Origin of the sequence: Candidatus Leptofilum sp., from assembly GCF_965223285.1 — a bacterium.
Taxonomy (GTDB): domain Bacteria; phylum Chloroflexota; class Anaerolineae; order Promineifilales; family Promineifilaceae; genus Leptofilum.
The window spans coordinates 464,543-489,258 of record NZ_OZ244997.1 but is presented as its reverse complement, the minus strand read 5'-3'; the positions used below and the strand labels follow the sequence as shown (position 1 = coordinate 489,258).

Here is a 24,716-nt window from a genome sequence, read left to right as displayed (position 1 = left end):
TACTCCTTCCTTGAAGCCGTCAACCACATCTGATTCTATTGGCAATTATGTCAGAGGGGGAAATCAGGCGTGGAGAACGCCTCTTACTTGTTAATGACAATTTTCTACACCGATTCGATACAGCTATAGGGTAATGGGATATTTTGAGGTTTTCAAGGGTGCCAAGTGAATCGTCAGGCAATCGTTGGCTTCAATCGTTGTGCCTAACGGTAGAGGTCCATCTCTTTTGGGCGCACCAAATCAGTTGCTTTGCCATCTACCACTGGTAAACCCAGCCCGCGCACTAACACCACTGGCATCCCTTCATCCCCCTGCCCCATAAGCAAACCTGCGGCTGCGGCAATTTCATCTGCCACGGCGATGTCGGTGTGCTGTAATTCATAGCCATACAAATCTGGCTCCCCCCGTCGATCCCACAGTGCTGGCAACCCTGCAACCCCAATGGCCACCCCAACGGTGCCTAGGCGAAACGGCCGTCCATGACTATCCGTAATTACCACCCCCACCTGCACACCCAAACGCACCCTGATTTCATCCCGCAGCTTTGCTGCCGAGCCGTCTGGATCGAGCGGCAAGAGCAACACAGTCTCATCCTCGCCACCTTGCGCCACGTTTGAGCGGTCAATACCTGCATTAGCACTGGTAAAACCAAGCCGATGGCGCACAATCAGCACGCCTTGACGCATCCGCGAGATTTCGTCGCTTTCCTGCAAAATCAGCTCCACCAAGCGCGGGTCTTTGTCGGTCTGGGATGCCACTTCCAGGGCGCGTTTACTAGGCTGCACGTCCGCCAACCGCACCAGCCGTCCCTCTGCCTTGGAAACGATTTTTTGAGCAATGGCCAACACATCGCCATTGGCAAGCGTTATTTGCGCCTTGCTTAAAGCCTGAAAAATAAGGTCAGCCAAATTGTCACCAGGTTGAATGTGAGGAATGTTAGGAACGGCCGTCAGCGTCAAATCTGCCATAATGTTTTTAGGAAAAATCAAAGATTACGCAGATTAAATCTGCGCAATCTGTAAAATCTGTTGATATAAAATGTGGATTTTAGGACAGTCCGGTAATGCGGATGCCCGCGCTTTTCACTTTGTGGATGACGTTGATAGCGATAAGAACGGCCGTTAACTCCTCAACCGCCCGGGCATTTTGCAACGCCCCCGCATTCACACCCCGCAACCCTGCATCTTCGCATAGCTGAATCGCCACTTGCTTGTCTGCCTTCTTAGTGCCGCAAACCAACACGTCACAATCCATCTCATGCTCCAAATCCAGCAAATGGTGTGCGCCGATATTTTGGAACGCCGCCACGACCTTCGTTGCTTCACCGAGCTGGTTTTGCGCCTCTTCCGCTGCGGATAACCCGCTCTCCAAATGATGCACCCGCGATTTTTTCTCGCCGGATGGGGCTACTACCGTCAGCAAAATCTTGCCGTCCAAGGCAGATTTCACGCTATCCAAAGTGCCTTCCTGTGCCCAGTAGGGTACGGAGAGCACCACCAGTTCCGCCTGCTGCGCCGCGCTCAAGTTGTCTGTGCCGCTGATCTTGCCCTCGGGCAACTTTTCTAGCATGTCAACGGCCGCTTGCGCCCCCTTCTCTGTTTTGCGCGACCCAATAATAATTTCATGCCCGGCCGCCGCCCAACGGAATCCCAAACCAAACCCTTCATCACCTGTGCCACCTAAAATTGCAATCTTCAATGTTCAATCTCCTTAAAATTCAGTGGTTGCTTGAACTCATTGGCAAACTTGCAACTTGTAAGTGTAACCTTGGTGGAATTACCTCTCCCAAATTGCGAACATCAACTTTTACAGCTAACCACTTTAGCTTTTGTTTCAGTTTATTCCTCAAAACATTTTGCGAAACTTGGTCTTTTCTTTTTGGTGGCTTATCTTCCTCCAACCACAGAATCACGCTTATCTTCTTCTCTCTATCCAAGAGAAGGTCACAATATCTTTGCCACAACTCGAAATTACTTGAAGAGCGAGAACTTCCAACTATGCAGGCAACCGTGTCCCTAATTTTCTGGCCAATCTCTATCAACAAATCGCCGTTTGCAATACGATGCTTGTTTTCAATTCGGTAGCCTCGAAAATCTTTAACCTCAATGATGCAAAGTTCCGAATCAAGAATGCCCAAAAAATCAACGCCTTTTGTGCCAGTTAGGCTATTAGCTACTTTTTTATAATCACGATGCTCATCAAACTTAATAACAGATTCTCGCCACTCAGAATCAAAAACAAAAGCTAACCAACCCTCTTCAAAGCGCATCATTATATTGATTCCTCAACTACATCTTCATTGTATAAAAGCCTGTTCTCACGCTCTTCATGAGCAACATAAGCATCTAAAATTGGATTGTTACTCAGTTGAGCTAACGTGTCACCACTTTCAACCTGCACACCGTCTTTCCCTTCTTGACGATAGAGTGAGAAGAACTTGATGTTACGCTCTAATCCATATTCAGCATGGAGAGAAATTTCATGACTGAACAAATAATTATGTGTTGCAATAAAAATTTGTACCCCTGCATTCGCCAAGTTAATGAGGAACTCAACAACGGCCGTTACCAGCTTGGGATTCAAATTAGCTTCAGGCTCATCCCATAAAAGCACACTCTTTGTTGTCAACGAACCATTGCGAATTAAATAGACCAATGAAGCCAGCTTACGATAGCCCTCTGCAACCAACTGAGCTTCTAATTTGCCAGCATCAGGCAAATCAACAAAAAAATGGTCTCCTTCTTTACTTACTTTGCCTTCACCACCAAATATTTTTTCCAATGGTTCAACAAGATGTTTTACCAATTCATATTTTTCTTTACGAAGCGGGTTTGCATTTAATGACACACACAAATCGTAATAAGTTTCATCAAATGCAGTTTCTCGATTTAAATAAGCAGCAATAAACCCTGGATAAATAGAAAGAACCTCCCGACTAGGTAAAAACAAAGCATTCGGTATACCGTTCTGTGGAATTGAGGGAACTGGTAATCTTAAGGTGTCTTCATCTTTTTCATTCTTTGATATGAAAAGCTCTGCTTTTTCTTGATTCGCAAGGATGAGTTGAGCTGCTAACTCTTCATTTGAAGGCGGTTCATACAAGAGAGAAGTTGATTTTCGACGCAAGTTCCAAAATTGGTTTGCTTCTGGTTTAAAAATATCGATAAATTTTAAAAGTTGTTTTGTTGTTTCGCTACGCTCTCCGTCAAACTTTGATAATTCAAGCAAACTGTAAATCAACTTTAAGACATGTGTTTTACCCGTGCTATTTTCCCCAATTAAGACGTTGATACCGGGAGAGAAATCAAAGTTGGCATTGCTGAAAGCGGTAAAATTTTTAATAGAAAGTGAGCGAATTGTATTCATCATTTATCTCCAAAGTAATTCAGTAACCACATCTCTTGTAGTTGCAAATTTCCTTCATTCAGCGTATTTATTGTAACCCACTGCGGACTGGTTACAGATTCATCGTCCACTTCTTCAGAAGAAAGCAGATTGAAGGTAAGCGGCCTGCAAACATAATAAAACAGCAGACCATGCAAAGCCTCATCTTTGGGATCGTAATAAAAGAAATCTTCCCGAAAATGAAGCAATGAGCCTACCTCAACTTGAATGCCGGTCTCTTCCATGAGTTCACGTTGCAAGGCCTCTGCATTTGTTTCCCACGGCTCAGTGCCACCACCAGGAAGACAGTAACGGCCGTTCTCACCCACCGCCGTCAGCAATAAAACCGTGTCCTCCCGCCGCACAACCCCATACGCACTCGGCCTGTGTACCAATTGCTCCTTCGGAATCAGAATCTCCCCACCCAGCCATCGTCGGCAACTAATCATTAACCAATCCTTGTATTAAAAAGCGGAACACGGAGGAACCACGGAGTTACACAGAGAAAACCATCCCTCTTAAATCTCTGTGTTCTCTGTGGCAAAAAATTAACTCAGCTTCTCGTACCGCTGCCACACTTCAGCAGCCAGTTGGCGGCTGCGTTCAGTGATTTCCGCTTCGTCCAGCGTCAGCAGTTCTCGATTGTGCATCAGAAGCTTGCCCGCCACCATTGTGCTAGTCACCAAGCTACTCTCGAAGCCAAAGATGATGTGCCAGGGCAGATTGCCCGCGCTCAGCGGCGTGGTGGCGTGGTAATCGACAAAAATGATGTCTGCTGCCGCGCCTCCTACCAAACGGCCGATTTGCTTCCCCGGCCAAAACATGTCTGCCAACGCCGCGTTGTTGTGAATCGCCATCTGTACAATGTCCATGCCGTTGGCGCGACGCGGATCGCGGTGAACCTGCTTGTGCATCAGGTACGCCATCTTCCACTCCGCCCACATATTGTTGCTAAAGCCATCATTACCCAGGCAAACCGGAATCCCCAGCCGCAGCATTCCTTCGATGTCGGCCGCACCCACGGCATTGTTCATGTTGCTGCGGGGCTGGTGCGTTACCCAGGTTCCCGTCTCGCGCAGGATGTTCTTTTCCACGGCGTCCACGTGTACGGCATGAGCCACAATGCTTTTTGGCCCCAAAATGCCTGCTTCCGCCAGCCGTGGCGCCACGCGCTGCCCATATTTGTGCAGCGAATCGTATTCATCCGCCTCGTGCTCGGCCACGTGAATGTGGAAACCAGTGTCTAAATCCGCAGCGGCGGCGACGCAGTTAGCCAACGTCTCATCGCTCAGTGACAGGGAAGCGTGCAGGCCAAATGTGCCTGCTAGCAGCTCGCTCTCGCGCTCTTTGAGCGAATACAAGAAACGAACATTTTCACCAATTCCCGCTATGGCTTCTTCTGGCCCGTTGCGGTCAGTTACTTCGTAGCAAAGAGCGGCACGAACGCCAGCCATCTCCACCGCATCGGCAATCATGTCCAGTGAATTGTTGAGGGCGCTGGGGCTGGCGTGGTGGTCTACCAGGGTGGTTGTCCCGTGTTTGATGGCATCTACCAGGCAAACGAGCGCACTGTACTCGGTGTCTAAATCAAGCAGAGCGCGGTCCAGCCGCCACCAGAGACGCTCTAGAATGTCGGGGAAATCTTTGGGGGGCGGGCCAGGGATGCCCATGCCGCGAGCAAACGCGCCGTAAAAGTGGGTGTGGGCGCAAATGTTGCCGGGCATCACCAGTTGGTTGCCTGTGTCTAGCTGTTCCAGGTCGGGATGGGCAGCGATTAGCTCAGCGGAGCTGCCGATTTTAGCAATACGGCCGTCTTCCACCAATATTCCCCCGTTTTCAATGATCTCATTGGGATCGGCCCAGGTAACGATACGGCCGTTGGTAATTAGAAATGTGCGGTTTTGTAACATACAACCCTCCTAGAAATAGGCTGTGAGGAAAAAGTGTGTATTGAATCCAATTGTAGGCTTTTTTGCTTGACAGCCCAAACGGTTTGGCTAAACTCGTTGGTAAGAATTTTCCATGTAACCTTATCTAGAAAGCGTAATCTAAAGAAACAGACACACGACTCGTGTGTAAGATACCAAATGCAAGGAGCATAAAAAGATGGCAACCCCCTTAGAAATTACTGATAGCAGCTTCCAAAGCGACGTTTTGGATTCCGATATGCCTGTTCTGGTGGACTTTTGGGCAGATTGGTGTGGCCCCTGCCGCATGATCGCCCCTTCCGTAAAAGCAATTGCTGAGGAATATGGCGACAAAATTAAAGTTGGCAAGATGGATGTGGATGACAACCCAATGGTGCCTGGCCGCTACGGCATCGTCGGCATCCCCACTTTGATGGTATTCAAAGGTGGCGAGGTTGTAGAGCGCATCACGGGTGCTTTGCCCAAAGACCGCATCGTGGCCCAGATTTTGCCGCACATGAACTAATCACAAATCCGTGATATTTTTGAACGCCCATGCTGCCTACCAGCGTGGGCGTTTTTGTTTTCATTTTCAACCTCCGGGAGGATGTTCAAACGGCTTCACTTTTTGATGAATCCTCCCGGAGGTTTGGCTAGAGGAGAATAAAATGATTGAAGTTGCAATTATGCTGGAAGGCCAAAATGGGCTGACGTGGGAGCGGTGGCAGCGGATTGCTCACGCCGTAGAAGATTTGGGTTTTGTGGGGCTGTATCGCTCGGATCATTACACAAATGCTAATCCGCCGGACAAGGAATCGTTGGAGCTTTGGGTATCGCTGACGTGGTTGGCGAGCCATACTAGCCGCATCGAGTTTGGGCCGATGGTGTCACCCGTCTCTTTCCGCCAGCCAACCATGACGGTGCGAATGGCCAGCGCGGTAGATGATTTGTCGAACGGCCGTCTCCATCTAGGTCTCGGTGCAGGCTGGCAAGAGCGGGAACATCACAACTATAGCTGGGATTTGCTGGACATGAACGGCCGTTTCGCCCGGTTCGAGGAAGGTTTGCAAATCATCAGCCATTTGCTGCAAAGTGAAGAGCCGCTCGATTTTGACGGCAGCTATTACCAACTGCATGAAGCGGTTTTGCTGCCGCGCCCGCAGCGGCCCGGTGGCCCGCCCATCCTCATCGGCGGCAACGGCCCCAGGCGCACCCTGCCACTCACGGCCAAATACGCCACAGAGTGGAACGGCGTTTACATTCCGCCCCAAACCTTTGCCGAGCGGTGTGCTTTGCTAGATGAATTATTGGGTGCAAACGGCCGTCAACCCACAGATGTGCGTCGCTCGCTCATGACCGGGCTTGTGTTCGGCAAGGATCAAGCAGATTTTGATGCCAAAATGGCACCCCGCACCCTCTCTGCTACAGAGCTGCGCGAGCGTGGGCTGGTTGTGGGTACAGGCAATGAATTGGTGGAGCAGCTAGGGGCGTTTGCAGAGGCAGGCGTCCAGCGCATTATGCTGCAATGGATTGATTTGGATGATATGGCGGGGCTGGAGGCGTTAGCAACGGCCGTTTTGCCACAAGTTTAGTGATGTGCAGGTCAGTAATCAGTGTTCAGTTGAAAACACTGATTACTGATTCACTGAATACCGTACGCGAAGCGGTCGTCCAGCGACATTACTCGGTACTTTCTTCTTCTGCATCAGGAACCGGCTTCTCCACAGGCGTGAATCGCTCTGCCAGCTTAGCCAGTTGCTCACTGAGAACCTGCAGGCCAGAGGCCACGCCAGAGCGCGCTTTGTGGCCCACATCACTGGTTTGCACCTTGTCACGCACGTTCACAGCTTCTGTTTTTACGCGGTCTGCTGCCGGGCTTTTCTTGATTTCCTGAATCGCCTTGTCTACCTCATCGGCAAAGGAACGCATTCCATCGCGGAGTTCGGTTTCTAACCGCTGCCGCTCGGCACTGTTCCAGGCGGTGCGAATGGTGTCGGCAAACTGCTTGCCAAACTCACGCAATTCCTCAGCTACGTCTGGGTTTTGTGCCTCAGCTTTTGTGACTTCTTCCTCAACAGGAATTTCTACTTTCAAACGTTCTTTGATTTCCTCAACGCTGGGGGTTGTTTCTTCGGTCATCGTTTCATACTCCTTATTTAACTTTCTACAATTTGTGTTTTTATCTCTTGCTTTAATTCTGTTTGCGAGTTTATGTAAACTCCGCTCCAAATACAATTTTCAATCTCTTTTACTTCTAACAAATTAGCATCTCGCAAATTCGCCTTTTCAAAATTAATATTTCGCAAAGAAGCATCTGAAAAATTAACTTTGCTCAAATTGGCTCTGACAAAATTGACATTTTCCAGGCAAGCTCTAGAAAAATCCGCATCATTCAAGTTTGCTGCACTTAAATCAATATTTATCAGATGCGCGTTTCGAAAGCTAGCCTCAGTCAAATTCGCCTCGGCCAAATCTACATCTTCCAAATGAGCACCTGTGAGATTAAATCCGCGTAGACTTTGCTGCTTACCACGCTCAGCCCAATGCCGAGCCACTCTGGAATGCTCCTCCCGAATCCTCGCTTCCAGTTTTCGGAAATCTGCTTTCTCTTTTCTTTTTTCAATGACTCGATCAAAGACAACTTCGAGCACTTCTGAAGCAATAAAGTCAAGCAATCTGGGCATTCGTACCTCTTGAAATCTGCAAAATCTCGATGCAAGCTATACGACGTGACCAGTGACAAGTTGCATAATTTTTTAGCCGTGCTTTCTTAGCGCGTTTAACAGTAAATAAAATCCACGGCTACGATGAAGGGAGGCGGACGAAGATGAGCCAATCGTGAAGAACGTTAGTATGATGGTGGCGGCGATAGTTGGACAAGCGGGCTTCTAGCTGGAAGCCACATCGCTGTGCCACGCGGATGCTGCGTTCATTGTGCGGATAACATTCTAGCTGTAATCGCTTGGCACCCAATTGCTGAAACGCCAAACTCGCAATGGCGTTGACTGCTTCCGTCATGTAGCCCTGACCGCCATAATCCACATGCTGCCAATAACCAATCTCGAACTTTGGAACTTGCCAATCCGGGTCGTGGAGGCCGCTGCCGCCAATAAGCGCGTTGCTTTCCTTCAGGAAGATGAACATTGTCATATCTTTACCTTTCAAGTAGCGATCTCGGTTCCGCAGCACCGAGGCTTCGGCACGCTTGAGGGAGATGTTCGGCCAGCTGGCCCAGGTGAGCCAGGCAGACAGATGCTCCCTGGAGACCATGATGGCATCGAACAGTGCCTTACCATCGCCGGGGCGTGGGCAACGGATGAGCAGGCGTTCGGTTTCGATTGTTGTGGGGACGGAAGGCACGGGCTGATTGGTCATGCAGCTATTATGGCCGGGGGCTACTTTTTTGGCGAATGGGAAGTGAGGTTTGTTACGAAGTAAACGGCCGTTCCTCACTAATTCCCCCATTTCAAAAGATGTACTATGGAAGTGGAGGTAAACGAAAATCAGGGCGGGAGAAAACCAGATGAACGGACAAAAATCAAAACAAAGGGTGCTGATTGTTCGCTGGCTGGCGCGGCTGGGCAGCTTGGCCAGCCTGGGGTTGCTCTTGCTCTTCTTTTTCGGCGAGGAGATGAATCTGGCACAGCTTACCACCACCGAAATTTGGGGACTGATCTTCTTCCCACTGGGGATTACGGTGGGGATGCTGCTGGGCTGGCGTTGGGAGATTTTGGGCGGCTCGGTGACGGTGCTGAGCCTGCTAGCGTTTTACAAAGTGATGTATGCGGCCAACGGCCGTTTCCCAACAGGTATCTGGTTCTACATTTTTGCGTTACCGGGGCTGCTCTTTTTGTACTGTGGGCTTTGCGAACGCAGGCCACGCCAACAGATGAGGATGGGTTAAACATGACGACACTTTCACCACAATCTGAACAAACAATGCGGCAGGTATTCCGCCGCTTTAACCATTTTATGCTGCTGATGTGGCGGCTGGGGCTGGCACGATTTATCAACATCTGGCCAGACAAGGGCGGGCGGATCATGGTGATTCAGCACATTGGCCACAAAACGGGCAAGGTGCGCCAGACGCCTGTGAACTATGCCGAAACTAACGGCGAGATTTACTGCACGGCAGGCTTCGGCAAAATCTCGCACTGGTACCGCAACCTGCTGGCCCAACCTGACGTGGAGATTTGGCTGCCGGACGGCCGTTTCCACGCCCACGCCCAAGACATTACTGACCAACCAGATGCCCTGCCCATCTTGCGCCAGGTGCTCATCAACAGTGGCTTTGCCGCACCCGCGGCCGGCGTACATCCCAAAACAATGACCGATGAAGAATTAGCAACCGCCACCGCCAGTTACCGGCTGATTCGCTTTACTAAAACGCAGCCCGCCGCAGGCAAGGCCGATTTGCTTTGGGTGTGGCCCGTTCTGGTTGCGATTCTACTGGGAATTGTGGGGCTAAAGCGTTTTTATGATGAAGATTAACTGGGTTTCCGCGAGGTTTGGCTGTTTATGCTGCTGAGAGTTTGAGAAGGGAACCGCCAAACATTTATGGGAGGAACAGATGAATACAAAGACTAAACAATTGCTTTACTGGCTACCTAGAGTGCTGAGCATCTTGTTTGCATTGTTCATCAGCCTGTTGGCTCTGGACGTTTTTGGTGAGGGATACAGTTTTTGGGAGACGATGGTGGCCCTGTTTATGCACCTGATCCCCACCTTCATCATCGTCGCCGCCATCCTGATTGCCTGGCGTTGGGAGCGCGTGGGGGCAGCCCTGTTCTTTGCGCTGGCACTTACCTACCTTATCATGACAGACGGCCGTATGTGGACGATTCCCACCCCGCTGTTCCTGTTTGGCCTGCTGTTCCTGGTTAGCTGGCGAGTGACGTTAAAGTCCAGGTAGCTTACAAAAAAAGCGCCAGTCATGGGGCGCAAGATTCTGAATAAACCAGGATCGTTTGCCCGGTGACTGGCACTTGGCTAATTACGCAATTACCATCCTACTTCACAATATTCACCAACCGCCCTTTCACCACAATCACCTTGCGCGGCGGTTTGCCATCTAGCCAGCCCTGCACCTTCTCGGAAGCCAGCGCAATTTCCTTCAATGCCTCGTCATTTTGCCCCGCTTCCGTCTCGATTTTGTCCCGCACCTTGCCGTTGATTTGCACCACCAGCGTGATGCTGTCCTCTTTGGCTGCTTCTTCGTCCCACGCTGGCCACGGCTGTTCATGGATGCTGTAGCCATGCCCGCGCTGCGCCCACAGCTCTTCAGTGATGTGCGGGGCGATGGGGGCTAACACCAGCAGCAAGCTGTCTACGGCTTCGTTCCAGACGGCCGTACTCACATTTTTGGCTTTCTTAGTCTCACCAATGCTGTTGCGTAACTCCATAATGGCGGCAACGGCCGTGTTAAATGAAAACCCTTCCAAATCCTGGGTCACCTTACGGATCACCTGGTGCGTCTTGCGCCGCAGATTGCGATTCGCCCCGGCAGCCTCGTTGCCCGGCGCGTATTCGTGTGTGCCAATATCCCACACATCATTCAGCAGCCGCTCTGGCCCCTTGATGCCGTCATAATTCCACGGGCCGCCCTGGTTCCATTTGGCAAAGAACATCAGGTAGGTGCGTACCGTATCTGCGCCAAACTTGTTTACCAACTCGTCTGGAGCCACCACGTTGCCGCGCGACTTCGACATTTTTTCGCCATCCTCGCCCAGCACCATGCCCTGGTTGTATAGTGCCGTCATTGGCTCATCAATCGTCACCAGCCCCATCTCCCGCATCGCCTTGGTGAAAAAGCGCGTGTAGATGAGATGCATCGTGGCGTGTTCGATGCCGCCCGTGTATTGATCCACAGGCAGCCAGTAAGCCCCTTCTTCGGGGTCAAACGGATGCTCGCCGTCATGTGGGCTGAGATAACGATACTGGTACCAGCTAGAGCACATAAAGGTGTCCATCGTGTCTGTTTCTCGCAGCGATGGCTTATCGCAAATGGGGCAGTTCGTGTGCAAGAAACCTTCATGCAGCTTCAGCGGACTTTCCCCTGTGGGCATAAACTCCACGTCTTCCGGCAGCATCACCGGCAACTCTTCATCCGGCACGGGCACTGCCCCATGATCCGGGCAATAAATTACCGGAATCGGCGCGCCCCAATACCGCTGGCGGCTGATTAACCAGTCGCGCAAACGGTAATTTACGGCACCTTTGCCGATGCCCTTTTCTTCCAACCAATCGGTTACTTTTTCAACGGCTTCGGCAACAGAGGTACCGTCAAATTCGCCAGAGTTCACCAAATGCCCTTCGTATTTGGAGGTGTACGCTTCTTCCAGCGGGCCATCGCTATCCTCACGCCCCGGCATCCGAATCACTTCAATGATATCCAGGCCGAACTGGGTAGCGAATTCAAAGTCACGCTCGTCGTGGGCTGGCACGGCCATGATCGCCCCAGAGCCGTAGCTCATCAGCACATAATCAGCAATCCAGATGGGAATCCGGGCCTCATTCACTGGATTGATAGCATACGCTCCGGTGAAGACGCCTGTTTTTTCACGATCGGCCGTTTCCCGGTCAATGTCGGTCAATTTTTGTGCATTTTCACGGTATTGAGTGACGGCTTCTAACTGTTCATCCGTCGTGAGTTTGCCCACCAGCGGATGCTCTGGGGCCAGCACCATGAAGGTGGCCCCCCACAGCGTATCGGGCCGCGTGGTGAAAATCTCAATTGGATCGCCCTGTTCGGTGTGGAAAACAACATCGGCTCCGGTAGAACGGCCGATCCAATTTGTCTGCATCACCTTTACCCGTTCAGGCCAATCAATCTGGCTAAAGTCCAGCAGCTCCTCAGCATAATCAGTTGTCTTGAAAAACCATTGCTCCAAATCTTTCTTGATGACGGGCGTACCGCACCGCTCGCAGTGGCGATCCTCGCCCCACACCTGCTCCCGCGCCAGGGTGGTGTTGCAATTTGGGCAAAAATCCACCGCCGACATCTTGCGGTAGGCCAGATTCAGCTCCATCAGCTTCTTAAAAAACCATTGCGTCCAGCGATAATATTCTGGAGATGCCGAGATTGCTTCACGCTCCCAGTCAAACATTGCCCCCATGCTGCGCAGCTGGCCGCGCATCCGCTCGATGTTGGCAAAGGTCCATTTGGCAGGATGAATGTTCCGCTTAATAGCGGCGTTTTCGGCAGGCAGTCCAAACGCATCAAAGCCCATCGGAAAGAGTACGTTGTACCCGCGCATACGCATAAACCGCGCCCGGGCATCCGATGGCGTCATGGCGTACCAATGCCCAATGTGCAGGTCGCCAGACGGGTAAGGCAGCATCGTCAGCGCATAATGCTTCGGTTTGCTTTTGTCAATTACTTGGCGATACAGGCTAGTTTCTGCCCACTTTTGTTGCCACTTGGCCTCGACTTCGTTCGGACTGTAGTTGCTCATAGTCATTTCCTCGTCAAAAATTCAATTGCTTTCGGTGCAAAATCTACCACATTGTTCTGAGCGGCACTGTGCCCGCCACTATCATACGTTTCGAGCTGCACGTTAGGCAAACGTTCCACATAACGAGCAGCTTGCTCATAGGGAATTACCGGATCATCTTTAGCCCACGCTAGCAAAACCGCCTGCTGCAAATCACGCAGCGGATCAATGTTTTGCCGTGCCGGGGCAGTGAGAATCAATTTTGCTACACGTTGGGGATGGTTTAGAGCCACTTCTAGGACAACACCGCCGCCCCAACTCTTACCCATTAAAATTGCGTGATCCACGTCCAATGAATCAAGCATTTGCAAGACGGCCGTTTCCGGAGATACATTTTGTTCTTGCTGTTTCAAAACAGTACGCCCCCAGCCAGGCATATCCACGCTAACAACCCAAAACCCTACCTGTGCCAACGGCCGCATAAGCGGTTCCCAAGTGTGCCAGCCGTTGCGCTGGCTGTAGCCATGCACACCCAGCACCAGTGGATTTTCCCGTGTACCAGCAGACTTGGCAAAAATCGTTGCTATTTCTGTGTCGATAAAAATTTCTTCCATTGCCTCAATGACCCAAATACAAAAAAAAGCCCCTCGTCTTTTCAGAGACGACAGGGGCTTCCGCGGTACCACTCTGTTTTGATGGTTATGCATTTCCCGCCGGGAAAAGCATTTAGGAGTTTCTGCGAAACTCTATATCATGATAGTGGACCTAAAGGGGCTCGAACCCTTGACCTCTACAATGCCATTGTAGCGCTCTCCCAACTGAGCTATAGGCCCATGTCAATTGACGATTGTTGATTAACGATTTTATAATAACTTTTCTGTCTTGACAATCGCAAATCTTCACTCGTAAATGATTTCAACCATCCACTCTAGCGCGTAACGGGCGCGACTCGTCACCAGTTAATTCGATTATCGGTATTCCATACATCGGTGAACAGTAACAATCAATTAAACTGCTTACTGCTTACTGTTTACCGAAAACTGATTACTGAAACCGGTTCCCCAATGCGGCTCCCAGGCGAGTTCGAGAAAATTTTGTTGGGCTTTCAGCCAATGTCCCAACTCTCTACCACATCTACCGATAACTGTTTACTGGCTACCGATTGCTGTTCCTCTACTACTCCTGTTCTCAGCCTTTCTATTTTCTTTTGTAAAGTGCGTTTACTTCCACGTTGCAGATGGACCTGAGGAGATTTGAACTCCTGACCTCTACAGTGCGATTGTAGCACTCTCCCAGCTGAGCTACAGGCCCGGGAGCGAGCAGGATCGTAGCCTACCTACCGCCTGTTGTCAAGGTTCTGACACCTTACTATACTAGGTAAAATTATCCTCATCTTGCGCCTTTTGCTATTGTTCAATCGAATCCTGATTTTAGCAAAGTTGCAACAAAACCATGATGCTTTGGAGGCAATAAATGGACAAAAAATACACGATTGCGCTTGAATATTGTGTGCCTTGAAACTATGCAGCACGTGCCGTCCGTGTGGCGGATGATATTCTAAGCAATTACCAGCACATTATCAATGAGTTTACGTTCATTATGGGTACAAAGGGTGCCTTTGAGTTCAGGGTGAACGATGAGATGCTCTACTCTAAAAAGCAGCTCGGCCGCCATGCAGAGCCGGGTGAGGTTTTGGAGCTGTTCAAAGAGCTCATTGGCCCTGGTGTTGAGCCGTATCCTCAAAAATAACCAGCTTTGATAAGAAACAAAATACCTGCAAAAGCGGGTATTTTTTTGCCTAATGGCTTTCCATTTGCACGAGAATGATGCATTTAGTTAGGTGATCCAGTCGCGGCTGTAGCGATCCCAATCGCGGTGTTTGTAGCTGCGAATGCACTCTTTGCACACTTGTGCGGAATCAACCTCTCCGCTGCTGCGCCAACGCCAGCGCACGGTGCCGAGGTGGTTGCCGCAGCTTGGCTGGAAGCAAACGGGACAGACGATGCCGCTGGCCAGGGCGCGGCTGCTGGTGTGTCCATGTCCGTAGCGATCTTCTTTGTTGCAGATGTGGCAAAATTTGATGGCCATGCAGTTAACAAGAGATTGGAGAGTGGAGATTAGAGATTGAATTCTGGTGAAGCAATCTCCAATCTCTAATCTCCATATTTAAAGAAGCCTTGGCCGGATTTACGGCCGTATCTACCTGCCAGCACCATTCGTTTCAACAATGGAGAAGGGCGGTATCTGTCCTCACCCCATTCACTAAACAGGCCGTTCATCACCCCTAGCACGGTATCCAAACCGAGATAGTCGCCCCATTCCAGCGGGCCGTAGGGGTAGTTGGTGCCTAGCTTCATCGCCTGGTCAATGTCGGCGGGGGTGGCGACGCCTTCTAATAAGGCACTGGCAGCTTCGTTGATGAGGCAGCAAATGGTGCGCGCTCGTACCAAGCCAGGGCCATCGGCAACAACGGCCGTTTCATACCCCAACCCGTTCACAAATTTCTCTGCTTTTTCCAGGCTAGATTCGGCCGTATCCAACCCTGCCGCAAGTTCGATCATGCCGCTATCTTTGCGCAGTGGTGGCACAACGCCAAAGCCAACAACGCGATTCGGCTTGGGAACCCAGGCGGCAGCTTGCGTGGTGCTAGTAGCCAATGCCGAGGTAAGCAGCAGCGCATCGGGCGGAATGAAAGCACCGAGCGCGACAAGCAATTCCTCTTTGGCAGCGGCCGATTCATTATGCAGTTCAATCGCCACATCCACCCCAGCGGCATCCGGCATAGAAAAGCCGCTGTGCAGCGCAGACGTGAAATCTTCTACCAAATAGAGAACGGTATCATGACCAGCCTGGGTGCAAAGCTGGCCCATTTGCTCCACAAAGGGAGATTCCCCAGCGATCACTACCTTCATACAAATCGTCCTGCCATAACGCAAAAATCCATCACAACTTTTCTCTTTTGATCTGGTTGCCCCCACACTTCAGCAACCTTTTCATATGAATCTACAAAAAACGCATCCCCTTGAGCAGCCATACACCGTCTAGTTGCAGACCAGCTATGTAAATAAGCAAACAACTCGTTAAGGTCCCAATACATACTCATTTCAATCGGTGGCATATTTTGTGGCAAAAACGGAAAGGGTACATCGATATAATGATCCCATAAAAGCTGGTTCTGTTTCGCCCAATAAGGCTCCAATTTCTTCATAAATGCCTGTTCGATAATGGCATCAATCTCACCTAAAATCTTGAACCATGAATATCCCCAAGCTGCAAAAATACCGTTTGGCTTCAGAACCCGGTGAACCTCGGGCCAAAATTTCTCAAAATCGAACCAATGTAGTGCCTGCGCAACACATACCAAATCAAATGAACTCTCTTTGAAATTGGTCGATTCTGATGGCTGGACTGAATATTCAACTTTTGGGTGGGCAATCGCATTTGCAATTTGCTGATTACTAATATCTGTTGCCAGCACTTTGGTGAAGTGGTTGGCCAGGTCAATTGACGCCTGACCATTGCCACAGGCAGCATCCCAAACGCGTTCATGATTCTCGCAAAGATCCACCAAGATACTATAAAGTTTTTCAGGATACCTTGGGCGCGCATTCAAATATATTTCCGACTTATCGCTAAAAAGGTTTTGATGTTGCAGCAAATTATGTCCCATTCGATGGCCGAATTATACTCGGTTTTGTTGGACTGTGTGGAGAAATTGGAGAACGGCCGTATTAAATGCATCTGGTTGGTCTATGGGCGTGCCGTGGCGGGAGTTCTCGATGACTTGCAGCCGCGCCGTGGGCATTTCACGCACATACGCCTCCTTGTTGGCCACTGGCGTGTAATCCATATCGCCACTGATGACCAACACGGGGCATTGAATGCGGTTTAGCTGTGACCGCACGCTCCAACCGATGAGCGCATTCGTCACCGCTCGGTACGCTTTGGGATCATTTTCCCGCATCTGCTGCACAAACAGCTCCTTGTAATGCGCCTGATGTGGTTCTGGGAAGAGCCGTTCGCCAATAAAATTGCCAATTTTTTCCATAGACATGAAGTTAAGCACAAGCCGCCGCTGCACAATTAGCCACCGCTCTTTCCAATTTTGCGCCACTAGCTCTGGCCCGCTGTTAACCACCGTCAGGCTGTAAAATCGGGCTGGCTGCTCCACCGCCATTTGGAAGCCAATCATGCCGCCCATCGAGAGGCCAAGCAGGTGAAACTGATCAATTTGCAAATGATCCAGCAGGTCAAAAATATCGGCGGCAAGTTGGGGAACGCTGTAGGGACCGGGTGGTTTATCGGAACGTCCGTGTCCCCGCACATCCACCAAAATCACTCGAAATTGTTCGGTAAACCGTTGGTGCTGATATTCCCAGGAACGGCCGCTTGCCCCCAGCCCGTGCAGCAAAATCAACGGCTCCCCTTCGCCATATGCTTCGTAATAAAGTGAAATGGTTTTTAATTTCGCAATTGGCATACTATTTTGGCATCGAAAAACTGTCTACCTCAAGCTGCTTGTTTAGCACCTTCTTTGCCTTATTCAACTCAAAATTAAATGATGCGACGATGGCGATGTAGATTCCAGCATAAATTAGCCAAAACAAACCTACATTCACTGTCTCATCGGCAAATATGGTCAAAAAGATAGGTGCCAACAAAAATCCAGGCAGCAAAATGGAAGCCAGTAAATTAGGGCGAGCCGTGATTTTCACCTTTGTGGCGTCTAAATCATCTTCAATTTGCCCAACAAGGATAGGCAGGAAATTATTCCGGTAATGAATAATGCGGGAAATCTTAAACGTGAATCCCTCAATCTCCCCTTCAAATGGTTTATGATCTTTTGAAAAAGGTCTGCGAATGATTTGACGTGATTCAACCAACACCGCTACTTTTCCAACTGTAACATTCTGGCTAAACCGTGTTTTAATCTCAAATTTTTGGTAGGGAATCAAGGCTATCATTTTGCCTCCAAAAATGGTCATCAGGGAACAGTCGTGCTATGCTTATGTCGAGATACTTTCACCCATGAGGATGCCAAACGCCAATGTCTGAACTACAAGCTGTAACGGGTCAACTTTACATCGTTGATGGCGTAATGCAAACCGTTACGTCTGGCTCGCCGACTCCCGGCATCCTCGTCCAGCCTCCACCCAGTAAAGCTGCCCGCAGCCGTAGCCGCGACTTTCTGTTTGTGCATCTCACTTTGAGTGGAAATGTGGGGGAAACGGCCGTTCTCACCCAAGATTTGCTCGATCTCATCAGCCAGAAGTTTTATGCTACCAGCGGTAGCCTTACCGCTGCCTTGCGCGGCGCGATCATGACGGCCAACCAAACCCTGCTGCAACGCAACCTCACCAGCAAAGAAACTGCCCGCGAAGGCGGCATCACCTGCGCCGTGCTGCGCCAGGATGAGCTGTTTACGCTGCAAGCAGGCGAGACGCTGGCCCTGCTGGGCCACAACTTCGGCATCGAGCGGCTGCCACCCCGCCAGCTAGACCACATTACGCCGCTGGGCCGCACGAGCGGGCTAGATATTCGCTACGCCCATCATCGGCTCCAATCTGGCGATCTGATGCTGCTAGCTGATCCCCGTCTGAGCCACCTGCCCACCGATGATTTCAACGAAGCATTGGTAGACACCGACATCGAATCTGGTCTGGATAGCTTAATCGACATCGTGGCGGATGAGTCCGCCCGGCTGCTAATGATTGAGTTTAACGACGATTCGCTGCTGGATTTGCCCGATGTGGTGGTGCCGCGACCCCGCGAAGGGCAAATGGTCGCACCCACCCCACAGCCCCGGCGTGATCCAGAGATCGTAGCGCATCCTGTAACCAGCGGGGAACGTCTCCCCCAACCCGTCCGTGAAAGCCAGACCACCCTAGCCAGAGACAGTGCGCGCACCCTGCCTATTATTGATCGGCAGCAGGTAGAAACAACGGCCCGCCGAGCTGGTTCACAGGCAGCATTGGGGCTTTCTACCTTCACCGCCTGGCTAGTGGATTTGCTTTCACGGCTGCGCCCACCACGCACGGCCGACGCTCCAGCCGAAGAAGAGGAGCCTACCAGCCTGACCTGGCCCATCCTCATCGCCATTTTTATACCCGTCTTCATCGCCGTTATCGTTTCTGGCGTTTATCTAGAGCGTGGGCGCAACCAGCGTTTGTCAGAAATTCAAACAGAAATGAGCCAGTTCATCAGCCTGGCTGACCAAGTTGGTGCAGATTCGGCGCAAGCGCGGCAATATTACAATGAGGCACTCGCGCTGGCGGTTGAAGCGGAGACGGAGGTGCGCCCCGGCGACGGCACGGTGGCCCAGCTACGCGCCACCGCCCGCCAGCGGCTGGATGTACTAGATGATATTACGCGGTTAAGCGCACGGCCGTATTACGAATTCAGCGAAGGCACCGCCCTGACACACGTGGAACTACGTGATGGCTTCAACGGCGGCATCTTCATTTTGGACAAAGGCAACGGGCTGGTCTACGAGCAAGAAACGGATGAGTCATACCTCAATCCGCTGACGCTGGAACCGGAAGCGCGCCTTTTTAATGGGCAAGCCGTTGGCAGTGGTGTTGTGGGCAGCGTCATTGATATGTTTTGGCGACCCGCTGGCAGTGCAGTCAGCCGAGACGGGCTGGCCATGCTAGACAGCAACGGGGCATTGCTGACTTACCAGCCAAATCTAGGCAGCACCTTTGCCGTGCCGCTTGACTTAGCCAGCCAATGGCAAGCACCCATCGCTATTTCTACCTTCGATGAGCGGCTCTATATTTTGGACATCGGGGCACGGGTTATTTGGAAATATTTCCCCAGCGGTGATGATTTCATTGCCAACGCCGATGATCGCACCATCTTTTTTGACGCAGACCCGGAACTAAACCAGGTAATTGACTTTGATATTTTTAGTCAGGATGGGGGCTTGGTGCTTCTGTATCGAGACGGCCGTATTCGTTATTATGACACCCGCTCCAGCCGCCTGGAATGGGATGAGTCTGACGTACTGGCCAACGGTTTGCTGACACCCTTCGTAGCTCCAACCTCTGTCGAAATTGTGGGGCGTGGGTTGAATGCCTCTATTTTTGTGGCTGACCCAGGAAGCGGCCGTATTGTGCAAATTAGCCGACCCACAGGGCAGGTGCTGGCCCAATACCGTGCCACTGCCCCTGATGGCAGTGAACTATTCAGTCAGATTAGCGACTTCGCCATCGCCGAAACGCCCCTCCGCGTCTTCGTCACCACCGAACAAACGCTTTACCTTGCCGTCCAGGAGTAAACTTACCCAAAATTCCGTAATGACCCACACTTGCACATAGAACTCCTCGCAAATTGCGAGAAGTTCTTTATGATTTAGTCGCCAGCCGTTTTCAACTTACTGGTTTGGAGAACGGCTGGCTAGTGGTAAGAGTTCTTTTTTCAGTGAAGTTATTGTCGAACGCTTACTCAGAATGGTGGCTCGTCTTCCGGGTCCTCCCCAGCCCCTAACTTTCTACGCGTTTCTAAGTAAGATTTATTGCTAATAACGGGTCTCCCCGATGCTTCCTCAAACGATTTGCGAGCCACACCAGCATTCTTGCCCCCCTTTCTGGCCGCTTTTTTATTTTCATCAAAGCCTTGGGCGTCTTTTGCCTTCGCCTCATCAATGGTCGACGCTTCACCCAAGATCGTAAATGCTAACTCAAGGGGTGTCATATGATCACGAAGGTTTCCTTTCTTTACCCCTTTGTACTCTTTATGAGCTTTCACAGACAGATTATCGAAGGTGCCTTTATGGATTTCATTTGTGAGAATGCCGTATTCACGTCCCTGCACGCCGCGCTGCTGCCACTCATCAGTCAATTCGTTGCGAGTAGTTATCGAACCGATGCGAGCATTAATCCATTCTTCATCGTAGCCCAAAAGACGATACCTCTCCCGCTCTGCTTCAAGAGGATCAGCCTGTATTTCATCTAAACGGCGGCTGCCGGTTTTAGCTAACCATTGCTTAAAAGGTTCCGCTTTGGGCGAGGGGATTGATTGCAAAATGCGCAGTATTCCTTCCTGATCAGCACACTCAGTTTGATAAGTGCGATTGTTTTTGCGACTCTTCATAGGGAACTTCTCGCAAATTGCGAGAAGTTGTCCTGATTTGTCACGCCGTTTCATATCGGCCCAATAGCGACTAGGGTCAGTTGCCTCACTCAAAAGCGCCACAACATCTACGACAGCAAACCACCAGCGCTGCGTACTTTCATCCCAAATTCGTCTTAAGCCTTGGTATTCATCAAGCGGTTGAAGTTCTTTGGACATCTTTACCACCTTTGTAAAACAAATCGCATTGCCATTCTCAGAGAAGCCAGCAGAATATTTTTACCCTTATAAATTGCTTTCTTGCACAAGGCTAATTGTAGCACATCCGAGCTAGTCACAAATTTAGTTCGCTTAAAGCAAAAATGCTCATCAAATTATTTGCTAGCGGTAAGCAAATCATTTCGCTGGTGAGCGGCCGTAATCTCATCATCATAAAATAAAACCGCCTTTTGCTCGGCAACCTGAAGTTTTTGATCGGATTGACTCATCTTGGCACCTTAATTTGTTCCGTGTGCATTTTACACATAGGATTATGTTAACCTAATCCATTACATATGCAAAACACATACGCAATTATGTTAACTTGATCGTTCGATTTAGGCGATCGTATCGTCATAAGAATACCTTTCCAGAAGCAAAGGAGTATGTCATTTACATACCCCATTATATTATGTTGACTAAATGTATTTTGGCAAGGCGTTAAAGGCTCAGGGTGCATAAAAGAGATGTCAGTGAATTTCACGCCAAGGCGCAAAGACACTAAGTTTTACCTCTTGCGTCTTTGCATGAGTGAATCTGTTTATCTGACAACTTGTCGATGAACAAGGGTAATGAGAATCAACCGCTGGCCAGCGGTAAGGCAATGATAAAGGTGGCTCCCTGCCCCGATGCGCTTTCGGCCCAGATACGGCCGTCATGATTCTCCACAATTGATTTGGCAATGGCCAATCCCAAACCAGAGCCGCCCTCATGCCGCTGGCGTGATTTGTCCCCCCGATAAAAGCGATCAAAGACGTTTGCCAATTCGTCACTATCCATGCCGGGGCCGCTGTCCCGCACGCGCAGTTGAACGGCCGTTTGCCTTGGCTGAGCGGTGAGTTCGATACGGCCGTTTTCTGGTGTGTACCGCAGCGCATTGGCAATTAAATTGTCCAACACCTGCGCTATGCGATCCGGGTCAACCAGCACGTCTGGCAGATTAGTGGAGGCGTTTAGCGCAAGTTCAATCTGCTTTTGCTGGGCGGCGGGCGTGTGGGCCAGCGCAGCCCGCTCCAGCAAGCTGCGCGGCGACGTGGGCCGCAGGGCCAGCGTCAGTTCACCCGCTTCGACTAGGGAGAGCAGGCGCAAATCTTCCACCAGCCGATTGAGGCGACGTGCTTCGTCATGGATCACGTCGAAGGTTTCTGGCGTCGGCGGCAGCACCCCATCGCTCAGGGCTTCAGCGTGGCCGAGGATGAGGCTGAGCGGCGTACGCAAATCATGGGCGATGTCGGCCGTCATCTGGCGGCGCAGATCGCGGGCGTAGGACAAATCGGCACTCATCTGATTAAAGGAGGCAGCCAGTTGGCCCAGCTCATCGTCTGAGCGGACTGGCACCTGCTGTGTCAAATCTCCTTGAGCCACTGCCTGAGTTGCCTCGGTCATTTCTTGCAATGGCTTGGTGAGGCTGCGAGCCAGCACCACACCAATAACGAGGGAAACGGCCGTTGCTCCTAAAGCGGCCAAAAAGATGGTCTGATTCACCTGCACCGCAAAATCATTGCGCGGCGGCTGTAGCCCTGCACCGCGCCGCATTCCCTCGGCGAAAATGAGCTGCCCCACCCGCTCATCATTTACCAAGATTGGCGTACCGCGATTGAGCCAGCCGCGCGGCACGCGATTGCCAATATTTTCGCCCAGCCCACCAAGCACAATTTCACCCTGGTTGTCTATGACGAGAAACGGCCGTACCTGCCCATCCCCTGGCCCCACACCCCCAATGCCAATACGATCTAGATCGTCCCAACTGCCGTTGATTTCGTAATACTTGACCAACTGCTCCATCAATAAGCTGTCTGACTGGGCATCGGCAAAGTTGCTGAACGCGTTGGCCGAGACCCGCCCGGCCAAAAAGGCAACCAGGGCAATCCCTACCAGGCTCACCAGTAAAAAAGCGAGGCTCAATTTGAAGGCCAAGGAACGTGACATCATTTACTCCAGGGCAAAGCGGTACCCCACACCGTAGACCGTTTCCACGTAGCGCGGTTTTCGCGGATTTGGCTCAATTTTAGAACGCAAATTTTTAATATGTACGTCAATCGTGCGTTCTGAGCCTTCAAAAGTGGTGCCTTGTAGCCGATCTAGCAGATCGAGCCGGGAGAAAGCACGGCCGGGCGAGCCCATTAAAACAGACAGCAGGTCAAATTCAGAGCGTGTCAGATCAATTCGCTCGCCATCCACTTCTACCAAAAACCGTTCCAAATCGAGGGACACATTGGCAACGTGCAGCCGGGGGCTGCTTTCGGCAGGCTGATTGCCGCGACGCAGCACGGCACGCACCCGGGCCAGCAATTCTCGCGGGCTGAATGGCTTGGTAACGTAATCGTCTGCACCTAGCTCCAGGCCAATAATTTTGTCATCTTCTTCCACTTTGGCGGTGAGCAGGATGATGGGGGTTTGTCGCTCCTGACGGTGGACGCGCATAAATTCATGGCCGTCCATTTCAGGCATCATGATGTCTAGCAAGATGAGATCGGGCTTTTCCTGACGGGCGATGAAGAGGGCTTCACGGCCGTTTTTGGCCGTGACGACGCGAAAGCCACCTTGTTCCAGGTACGCCTTCACCAGATTCACCAGCCGGGCTTCGTCATCAACCACTAATACGGTTTTACTCATAAGAATTCTCAAAAACTATCCGCAGATTTTGAACCTTTAATCTGTGAAATCTGTGGATTTTTATTTACGCCTCGCGGACGGCGGCGAGGTCTCGCTGGTGCTGCTTTTCACGGGCGCGTTCGATTTGTTCCACCGTCAGATCATCGGCACAGGTGGGGCAAGAGACGCCAAATTCGTATTTGGGCGAGGTGCGATGCTGGGGCTGAACGGCCGTTTTGCACATGGGGCAAAGCTCTACCGGGGCTGGCTGCAACTGATGGTTCACTGTTACGCGCTCGTCGAAGACAAAGCAGTTGCCTTGCCACATACTTTGCTCTGGTGGCACCTGTTCCAAATATTTCAGAATACCGTCCTCAAGATGGTAGACTTCTTCAAACCCTTGCTCCAGCATATAAGCCGTGGCCTTTTCACAGCGGATGCCGCCAGTGCAAAACATGGCTACTTTTTTGTGGCGGCGCGGGTCTAAATTTTGCTGCGCAAATTCGGGGAACTGGTTGAAAGCGGCCGTTTTTGGGTTAATTGCCCCCTTAAATGTACCTAATTCCACCTCAAAATCGTTGCGGGTATCTATCAAAACAACCTCGGGGTCGCTGATGAGCGCATTCCATTCGGCGGCAGGAACGTATTGCCCTACCTGCTTGTTTGGGGTGATGTCTGGTCTACCGAGGTTGACAATTTCCCGCTTGAGCCGCACTTTCATCCGGCCAAAGGGCATAAACTCGGCTTGGGATTCCTTATGGCTGAGGCCGGTAAAGGCAGCATCCTGGCGCAAATGAGCCAGCACAGTATCAATCCCCTGGCGGCTGCCAGCAATGGTGCCATTAATGCCTTCGGCCGCTAGCAAAATGGAGCCTTTGACCTCCTGGGCAGTGCAGAATTCGCGCAACGGCCGTTGCCGTTCACGATAATCTGGCAGATCCACAAATTTATAAAACGCAGCAATCACAAATAAAGACATGCTAAACCTCGAAAGTTAACCCGGTGCCAATCATCTATTTTCCACCACTATAACTCAAGGCAAAAAGCGTGTCATCATTTGAATGGT

General features: G+C 50.9%; 26 protein-coding genes, 2 tRNA genes and 1 pseudogene. 7 read left to right on the top strand and 22 right to left on the bottom strand.

Annotated elements, in window-relative coordinates; translation table 11 throughout:
* Nucleotides 1-203: 203 nt before the first annotated feature.
* From cofE to ssnA, 6 genes are all read right to left on the bottom strand, one after another.
* Nucleotides 204-968, bottom strand: coding sequence for a coenzyme F420-0:L-glutamate ligase (gene cofE / locus ACOQPU_RS02720; protein ID WP_420643596.1), 765 nt, complete (start codon nt 966-968; stop codon nt 204-206).
* A gap of 79 nt (nt 969-1,047) precedes the next feature.
* Nucleotides 1,048-1,698 carry an NADPH-dependent F420 reductase gene (gene npdG, locus ACOQPU_RS02715; RefSeq protein WP_420643595.1) on the bottom strand — a complete coding sequence of 217 codons (651 nt, stop codon included), beginning with the start codon at nt 1,696-1,698 and terminating at the stop codon, nt 1,048-1,050.
* A gap of 19 nt (nt 1,699-1,717) precedes the next feature.
* A complete protein-coding gene (locus ACOQPU_RS02710; protein ID WP_420643594.1) occupies nt 1,718-2,272 on the bottom strand; it encodes an NERD domain-containing protein in 555 nt (184 codons plus the stop codon).
* Nucleotides 2,272-3,369, bottom strand: a complete 1,098-nt coding sequence (locus tag ACOQPU_RS02705; RefSeq protein WP_420643593.1) for an AAA family ATPase — start codon at nt 3,367-3,369, stop codon at nt 2,272-2,274. The genes ACOQPU_RS02710 and ACOQPU_RS02705 overlap by 1 nt, the downstream gene beginning before the upstream one ends.
* Nucleotides 3,366-3,833, bottom strand: coding sequence for an NUDIX domain-containing protein (locus ACOQPU_RS02700; protein WP_420643592.1), 468 nt, complete (start codon nt 3,831-3,833; stop codon nt 3,366-3,368). Before ACOQPU_RS02700 ends, ACOQPU_RS02705 begins: the two co-directional genes overlap by 4 nt.
* Before the next feature lie 99 nt (nt 3,834-3,932).
* The gene (ssnA, locus tag ACOQPU_RS02695) at nt 3,933-5,294 is read right to left on the bottom strand and encodes a putative aminohydrolase SsnA (RefSeq protein WP_420643591.1); all 1,362 of its coding nucleotides are present in this window, start codon (nt 5,292-5,294) and stop codon (nt 3,933-3,935) included.
* A 196-nt stretch (nt 5,295-5,490) separates the two neighbouring features.
* Here ssnA and trxA point away from each other — a divergent pair, with 196 nt between their 5' ends.
* Complete coding sequence (trxA, locus tag ACOQPU_RS02690) at nt 5,491-5,817, top strand: thioredoxin (RefSeq protein ID WP_420643590.1); 327 nt, start codon at nt 5,491-5,493, stop codon at nt 5,815-5,817.
* A 142-nt stretch (nt 5,818-5,959) separates the two neighbouring features.
* Entirely contained in the window at nt 5,960-6,883 is a 924-nt protein-coding gene (locus ACOQPU_RS02685) for a TIGR03560 family F420-dependent LLM class oxidoreductase (protein WP_420643589.1), read from the top strand.
* Between the two features lie 88 nt (nt 6,884-6,971).
* Here ACOQPU_RS02685 and ACOQPU_RS02680 read toward each other — a convergent pair whose 3' ends face one another.
* The 3 genes from ACOQPU_RS02680 to ACOQPU_RS02670 all read right to left on the bottom strand — a co-directional run bounded on the left by ACOQPU_RS02680 (nt 6,972) and on the right by ACOQPU_RS02670 (nt 8,756).
* Nucleotides 6,972-7,430 (bottom strand): hypothetical protein, encoded by a 459-nt coding sequence (locus tag ACOQPU_RS02680; RefSeq protein WP_420643588.1) that lies wholly within the window; start codon nt 7,428-7,430, stop codon nt 6,972-6,974.
* Nucleotides 7,431-7,447: 17 nt separating this feature from the next.
* Nucleotides 7,448-7,975 carry a pentapeptide repeat-containing protein gene (locus ACOQPU_RS02675; protein WP_420643587.1) on the bottom strand — a complete coding sequence of 176 codons (528 nt, stop codon included), beginning with the start codon at nt 7,973-7,975 and terminating at the stop codon, nt 7,448-7,450.
* 118 nt (nt 7,976-8,093) lie between these two features.
* Nucleotides 8,094-8,756 (bottom strand): GNAT family N-acetyltransferase, encoded by a 663-nt coding sequence (locus ACOQPU_RS02670; RefSeq protein WP_420643586.1) that lies wholly within the window; start codon nt 8,754-8,756, stop codon nt 8,094-8,096.
* Between the two features lie 58 nt (nt 8,757-8,814).
* Between ACOQPU_RS02670 and ACOQPU_RS02665 the strand changes: the two genes are divergently transcribed.
* From ACOQPU_RS02665 to ACOQPU_RS02655, 3 genes are all read left to right on the top strand, one after another.
* On the top strand, nt 8,815-9,195 hold the full coding sequence (locus ACOQPU_RS02665) for a DUF7670 domain-containing protein (protein WP_420643585.1): 381 nt from the start codon (nt 8,815-8,817) through the stop codon (nt 9,193-9,195).
* Nucleotides 9,196-9,197: 2 nt separating this feature from the next.
* On the top strand, nt 9,198-9,782 hold the full coding sequence (locus ACOQPU_RS02660) for a nitroreductase family deazaflavin-dependent oxidoreductase (RefSeq protein ID WP_420643584.1): 585 nt from the start codon (nt 9,198-9,200) through the stop codon (nt 9,780-9,782).
* 79 nt (nt 9,783-9,861) lie between these two features.
* Complete coding sequence (locus ACOQPU_RS02655; protein ID WP_420643583.1) at nt 9,862-10,203, top strand: DUF7670 domain-containing protein; 342 nt, start codon at nt 9,862-9,864, stop codon at nt 10,201-10,203.
* 97 nt (nt 10,204-10,300) lie between these two features.
* On the opposite strand, the gene leuS is transcribed toward ACOQPU_RS02655, so the two are convergent.
* The 4 genes from leuS to ACOQPU_RS02635 all read right to left on the bottom strand — a co-directional run bounded on the left by leuS (nt 10,301) and on the right by ACOQPU_RS02635 (nt 14,035).
* The gene (gene leuS / locus ACOQPU_RS02650) at nt 10,301-12,745 is read right to left on the bottom strand and encodes a leucine--tRNA ligase (protein ID WP_420643582.1); all 2,445 of its coding nucleotides are present in this window, start codon (nt 12,743-12,745) and stop codon (nt 10,301-10,303) included.
* A gap of 2 nt (nt 12,746-12,747) precedes the next feature.
* Nucleotides 12,748-13,338, bottom strand: a complete 591-nt coding sequence (locus ACOQPU_RS02645) for an alpha/beta fold hydrolase (protein ID WP_420643581.1) — start codon at nt 13,336-13,338, stop codon at nt 12,748-12,750.
* Between the two features lie 146 nt (nt 13,339-13,484).
* A tRNA-Ala gene (locus ACOQPU_RS02640) sits at nt 13,485-13,557 on the bottom strand.
* Between the two features lie 405 nt (nt 13,558-13,962).
* Nucleotides 13,963-14,035 (bottom strand) — tRNA-Ala (locus tag ACOQPU_RS02635).
* A gap of 219 nt (nt 14,036-14,254) precedes the next feature.
* On the opposite strand from ACOQPU_RS02635, the pseudogene ACOQPU_RS02630 reads away from it, so the two are divergent.
* A pseudogene (locus tag ACOQPU_RS02630) lies at nt 14,255-14,473 on the top strand (Rdx family protein); the annotation flags it as partial.
* A gap of 87 nt (nt 14,474-14,560) precedes the next feature.
* Here ACOQPU_RS02630 and ACOQPU_RS02625 read toward each other — a convergent pair.
* The 5 genes from ACOQPU_RS02625 to ACOQPU_RS02605 form a co-directional block, all read right to left on the bottom strand.
* Entirely contained in the window at nt 14,561-14,812 is a 252-nt protein-coding gene (locus ACOQPU_RS02625; protein WP_420643580.1) for a hypothetical protein, read from the bottom strand.
* A gap of 65 nt (nt 14,813-14,877) precedes the next feature.
* Nucleotides 14,878-15,636, bottom strand: a complete 759-nt coding sequence (locus ACOQPU_RS02620) for a 3-hydroxyacyl-CoA dehydrogenase family protein (RefSeq protein ID WP_420643579.1) — start codon at nt 15,634-15,636, stop codon at nt 14,878-14,880.
* Nucleotides 15,633-16,394, bottom strand: a complete 762-nt coding sequence (locus tag ACOQPU_RS02615) for a class I SAM-dependent methyltransferase (protein WP_420643578.1) — start codon at nt 16,392-16,394, stop codon at nt 15,633-15,635. The genes ACOQPU_RS02620 and ACOQPU_RS02615 overlap by 4 nt, the downstream gene beginning before the upstream one ends.
* A gap of 12 nt (nt 16,395-16,406) precedes the next feature.
* Nucleotides 16,407-17,204, bottom strand: a complete 798-nt coding sequence (locus ACOQPU_RS02610; protein ID WP_420643577.1) for an alpha/beta fold hydrolase — start codon at nt 17,202-17,204, stop codon at nt 16,407-16,409.
* A gap of 1 nt (nt 17,205) precedes the next feature.
* On the bottom strand, nt 17,206-17,688 hold the full coding sequence (locus tag ACOQPU_RS02605; RefSeq protein ID WP_420643576.1) for a hypothetical protein: 483 nt from the start codon (nt 17,686-17,688) through the stop codon (nt 17,206-17,208).
* Between the two features lie 83 nt (nt 17,689-17,771).
* Here ACOQPU_RS02605 and ACOQPU_RS02600 point away from each other — a divergent pair, with 83 nt between their 5' ends.
* A complete protein-coding gene (locus tag ACOQPU_RS02600) occupies nt 17,772-20,003 on the top strand; it encodes a hypothetical protein (protein WP_420643575.1) in 2,232 nt (743 codons plus the stop codon).
* A gap of 167 nt (nt 20,004-20,170) precedes the next feature.
* Here the strand turns inward: ACOQPU_RS02600 and ACOQPU_RS02595 are convergent, their stop codons facing one another.
* The 4 genes from ACOQPU_RS02595 to ACOQPU_RS02580 form a co-directional block, all read right to left on the bottom strand.
* Complete coding sequence (locus tag ACOQPU_RS02595; protein WP_420643574.1) at nt 20,171-21,016, bottom strand: BRO family protein; 846 nt, start codon at nt 21,014-21,016, stop codon at nt 20,171-20,173.
* Nucleotides 21,017-21,634: 618 nt separating this feature from the next.
* Nucleotides 21,635-22,987, bottom strand: a complete 1,353-nt coding sequence (locus tag ACOQPU_RS02590) for a sensor histidine kinase (RefSeq protein WP_420643573.1) — start codon at nt 22,985-22,987, stop codon at nt 21,635-21,637.
* A complete protein-coding gene (locus tag ACOQPU_RS02585; protein WP_420643572.1) occupies nt 22,988-23,671 on the bottom strand; it encodes a response regulator transcription factor in 684 nt (227 codons plus the stop codon).
* A 64-nt stretch (nt 23,672-23,735) separates the two neighbouring features.
* Complete coding sequence (locus tag ACOQPU_RS02580) at nt 23,736-24,629, bottom strand: rhodanese-related sulfurtransferase (protein WP_420643571.1); 894 nt, start codon at nt 24,627-24,629, stop codon at nt 23,736-23,738.
* Between the last annotated feature and the right edge of the window lie 87 nt (nt 24,630-24,716).

Bases quoted from the DNA above. Each gene is read 5' to 3' on its own strand.
- ACOQPU_RS02710 (WP_420643594.1), bottom strand. From the start codon at position 2,272: ATGATGCGCTTTGAAGAGGGTTGGTTAGCTTTTGTTTTTGATTCTGAG.
- ssnA (WP_420643591.1), bottom strand. From the start codon at position 5,294: ATGTTACAAAACCGCACATTTCTAATTACCAACGGCCGTATCGTTACC.
- ACOQPU_RS02705 (WP_420643593.1), bottom strand. From the start codon at position 3,369: ATGATGAATACAATTCGCTCACTTTCTATTAAAAATTTTACCGCTTTC.
- ACOQPU_RS02620 (WP_420643579.1), bottom strand. From the start codon at position 15,636: ATGAAGGTAGTGATCGCTGGGGAATCTCCCTTTGTGGAGCAAATGGGC.
- ACOQPU_RS02605 (WP_420643576.1), bottom strand. From the start codon at position 17,688: ATGATAGCCTTGATTCCCTACCAAAAATTTGAGATTAAAACACGGTTT.
- ACOQPU_RS02610 (WP_420643577.1), bottom strand. From the start codon at position 17,204: ATGCCAATTGCGAAATTAAAAACCATTTCACTTTATTACGAAGCATAT.
- ACOQPU_RS02665 (WP_420643585.1), top strand. From the start codon at position 8,815: ATGAACGGACAAAAATCAAAACAAAGGGTGCTGATTGTTCGCTGGCTG.
- ACOQPU_RS02585 (WP_420643572.1), bottom strand. From the start codon at position 23,671: ATGAGTAAAACCGTATTAGTGGTTGATGACGAAGCCCGGCTGGTGAAT.
- ACOQPU_RS02645 (WP_420643581.1), bottom strand. From the start codon at position 13,338: ATGGAAGAAATTTTTATCGACACAGAAATAGCAACGATTTTTGCCAAG.
- trxA (WP_420643590.1), top strand. From the start codon at position 5,491: ATGGCAACCCCCTTAGAAATTACTGATAGCAGCTTCCAAAGCGACGTT.
- ACOQPU_RS02700 (WP_420643592.1), bottom strand. From the start codon at position 3,833: ATGATTAGTTGCCGACGATGGCTGGGTGGGGAGATTCTGATTCCGAAG.
- ACOQPU_RS02655 (WP_420643583.1), top strand. From the start codon at position 9,862: ATGAATACAAAGACTAAACAATTGCTTTACTGGCTACCTAGAGTGCTG.
- ACOQPU_RS02590 (WP_420643573.1), bottom strand. From the start codon at position 22,987: ATGATGTCACGTTCCTTGGCCTTCAAATTGAGCCTCGCTTTTTTACTG.
- ACOQPU_RS02625 (WP_420643580.1), bottom strand. From the start codon at position 14,812: ATGGCCATCAAATTTTGCCACATCTGCAACAAAGAAGATCGCTACGGA.
- ACOQPU_RS02680 (WP_420643588.1), bottom strand. From the start codon at position 7,430: ATGACCGAAGAAACAACCCCCAGCGTTGAGGAAATCAAAGAACGTTTG.
- ACOQPU_RS02660 (WP_420643584.1), top strand. From the start codon at position 9,198: ATGACGACACTTTCACCACAATCTGAACAAACAATGCGGCAGGTATTC.
- ACOQPU_RS02670 (WP_420643586.1), bottom strand. From the start codon at position 8,756: ATGGGGGAATTAGTGAGGAACGGCCGTTTACTTCGTAACAAACCTCAC.
- ACOQPU_RS02595 (WP_420643574.1), bottom strand. From the start codon at position 21,016: ATGTCCAAAGAACTTCAACCGCTTGATGAATACCAAGGCTTAAGACGA.
- leuS (WP_420643582.1), bottom strand. From the start codon at position 12,745: ATGAGCAACTACAGTCCGAACGAAGTCGAGGCCAAGTGGCAACAAAAG.
- ACOQPU_RS02615 (WP_420643578.1), bottom strand. From the start codon at position 16,394: ATGGGACATAATTTGCTGCAACATCAAAACCTTTTTAGCGATAAGTCG.
- ACOQPU_RS02675 (WP_420643587.1), bottom strand. From the start codon at position 7,975: ATGCCCAGATTGCTTGACTTTATTGCTTCAGAAGTGCTCGAAGTTGTC.
- ACOQPU_RS02580 (WP_420643571.1), bottom strand. From the start codon at position 24,629: ATGTCTTTATTTGTGATTGCTGCGTTTTATAAATTTGTGGATCTGCCA.
- ACOQPU_RS02600 (WP_420643575.1), top strand. From the start codon at position 17,772: ATGTCTGAACTACAAGCTGTAACGGGTCAACTTTACATCGTTGATGGC.
- ACOQPU_RS02685 (WP_420643589.1), top strand. From the start codon at position 5,960: ATGATTGAAGTTGCAATTATGCTGGAAGGCCAAAATGGGCTGACGTGG.
- cofE (WP_420643596.1), bottom strand. From the start codon at position 968: ATGGCAGATTTGACGCTGACGGCCGTTCCTAACATTCCTCACATTCAA.